The 2,217-nt window shown below is 39.6% G+C and carries 2 protein-coding genes; both read left to right on the forward strand.

Annotated features, from left to right (window positions below; translation table 11 throughout):
• Positions 1-148: 148 nt before the first annotated feature.
• Positions 149-796, forward strand: coding sequence for an HAD family hydrolase (locus AACW06_RS19215; RefSeq protein WP_080608855.1), 648 nt, complete (start codon positions 149-151; stop codon positions 794-796).
• A 1,231-nt stretch (positions 797-2,027) separates the two neighbouring features.
• Positions 2,028-2,217: glutathione S-transferase N-terminal domain-containing protein (locus AACW06_RS19220; RefSeq protein ID WP_192076286.1), on the forward strand; the 190-nt coding region annotated here is incomplete at its 3' end.

The following is a 2,217-nucleotide window of genomic DNA, read 5'->3' on the forward strand; positions in this document are numbered from 1 at the left end:
ATTCACATAACAATCAATTCAAGTGGATTCTCAACGCGTGGCAGTTTTACTATGCGTCAGGTAAAGTGTTTTACGGTGCAATGCAGCGGCTTGGTCAGTGCGTTGTTCACCACTTAATTGGGCGTTATACGAACTCGCAAAATTTAACATGGAGAGTAAATTGAAAGATTATGAAGTTTATCTGTTCGATATGGACGGAACGTTAGTAAATTCAGAGCCATTAAAGGGTAAAGCTCTAGCATTGGCTTGTGCAGATTACGGTGCTCAAGTTGATCACAATATATATAAAGACGTTATGGGTGAAAGTTGGCAGGTTGTGACGGGTCATTTTTTTACTCATGCGGGCATTTCACCAGATCTAGACGAGTTTAATCGTTATTTTCGAGCTCACTACGAACTGATGTTAAACGACGAACTTGAGTTGAATGCAGGAGCTAAAGCGTATATTGAACACTTGAAAAAAGCAGGGAAAAAATGTGGTGTTGTTAGCTCGGCAGCAACATGGATGGTTGAAAATATTTTGACTTCATTGCAGCTAGAAACAGCTTTTGATCTTGTTATTACTCAAGAGCATGTAACCAAGCATAAACCTGATCCTGAAGCTTATAATCTTGCACTCGCAAATTTAGATGTATCACCTGAACATACAATAGTGTTCGAAGATTCAACAGCAGGCATTAGCGCAGGTAAATCTAGTGGTTGTGACGTTATTGCCATTAGGCATGAGTTTAATGGAAAAAATGACTTAAGTGGCGCATTAAGATCTATCAGTGTGTACGATGAAATGTTCGTATAACAAAGCATTTAAGAGTGATTCTCAACGCTTGGCATTTTCAGTTCAAGGTTGAGTTTTGTGTTTACGGTGCAATGGATTAGGTATTGTGGCAGCGTTGCTCACACCTTAATTGGGCGTTATGTGTTTGATGAGTTTTTAAGGTCCAAGCTACGTTTTCATTGATAATTCGTTTCGTTCTTTCGGCAAGTTGGCTTGGTCGAAATGGATCTTTGAACAACCTGATATTGATCGTTTTTAAGGTTCTTGGGTTGCCTCAATTAAGTTTTGGATCGGGTTTGTTTTGGGTTTCGTCGGTTTCAAATCGCTTTAATTGAAATGTCTTTTTGACTGATTTATTTGCTGACACTCAGCTCTGAAAATCTGGTGAAGCAAAAAATTTAGCGGTTACTGAAAGGGTGTTTTCTTTGTTGTGGATTCTGCAAGTGGCTCTCTTTGGCTCAGATCGCTGTGAAATTTAGGTTTTGGTAAGCATCGTTTTTGTACGTAATTTATTCAAATATCTTCATTTCTACGGTGGTTTACTTTGAATTCATAGCTAAATTCACATAACAATCAATTCAAGTGGATTCTCAACGCGTGGCAGTTTTACTATGCGTCAGGTAAAGTGTTTTACGGTGCAATGCAGCGACTTGGTCAGTGCGTTGTTCACCACTTAATTGGGCGTTATGTGTTTGATGAGTTTTTAAGGTCAAAGCTACGATTTCATCGAGAATTCGCTCCGTGTTTTCGGCAAGTTGGCTTGCTCGAAATGGATTCTTGAACAACCTGAGATTGATCGTTTTTAAGGTTCTTGGGTTGCCTTAATTGAGTGCTGGATCTGGTTTGTGTTGAGTTTAGTCAGTTTCAAATCGCTTCAATTGAAATGTCTTTTTGACTGACTCTCTTGCTGACATTCAGCTCTGAAAATCTGGTGACGCAAAAAAATTAGCAGTTGCTGAAAGGGCGCTTTCTTTGTTATTGATTCTGTAAGTGGCACTCTTCGGCTCAGATCGCTGTGAAATTTAGGCTTTGGTAAGCATCGTTTTTGCACGTAACTTATTAAAATCTCTTCATTTCTACGGTGGTTTACTTTGAATTCACGGTAAAATTCACATAACAAGCAATTCAAGTGGATTCTCAACGCGTGGCAGTTTTACTATGCGTCAGGTAAAGTGCTTTACGGTGCAATGCAGCGGCTTGGCCAGTGCGTTGTTCACCACTTAATTGGGCGTTATGCTTTTCGGGAGGATATATGGAAGTTTCGCTGTATGGCGCAAAAGGCTCGAATAGCTCTGAAAGGGTGGAGTGGGTACTCAATTTTAAGGGTATACATTACGATAGAATTGAGATCAGCTCTGACGAACTAACGACAACATACCTAGATATAAATCCTTTTGGATATGTTCCATCTCTTTGTATCGATGGTTCGGTTTTTTCTGAAT

Origin of the sequence: Vibrio sp. S12_S33 (assembly GCF_963889785.1) — a bacterium.
In the GTDB taxonomy this organism is placed as follows: domain Bacteria; phylum Pseudomonadota; class Gammaproteobacteria; order Enterobacterales; family Vibrionaceae; genus Vibrio; species Vibrio aestuarianus.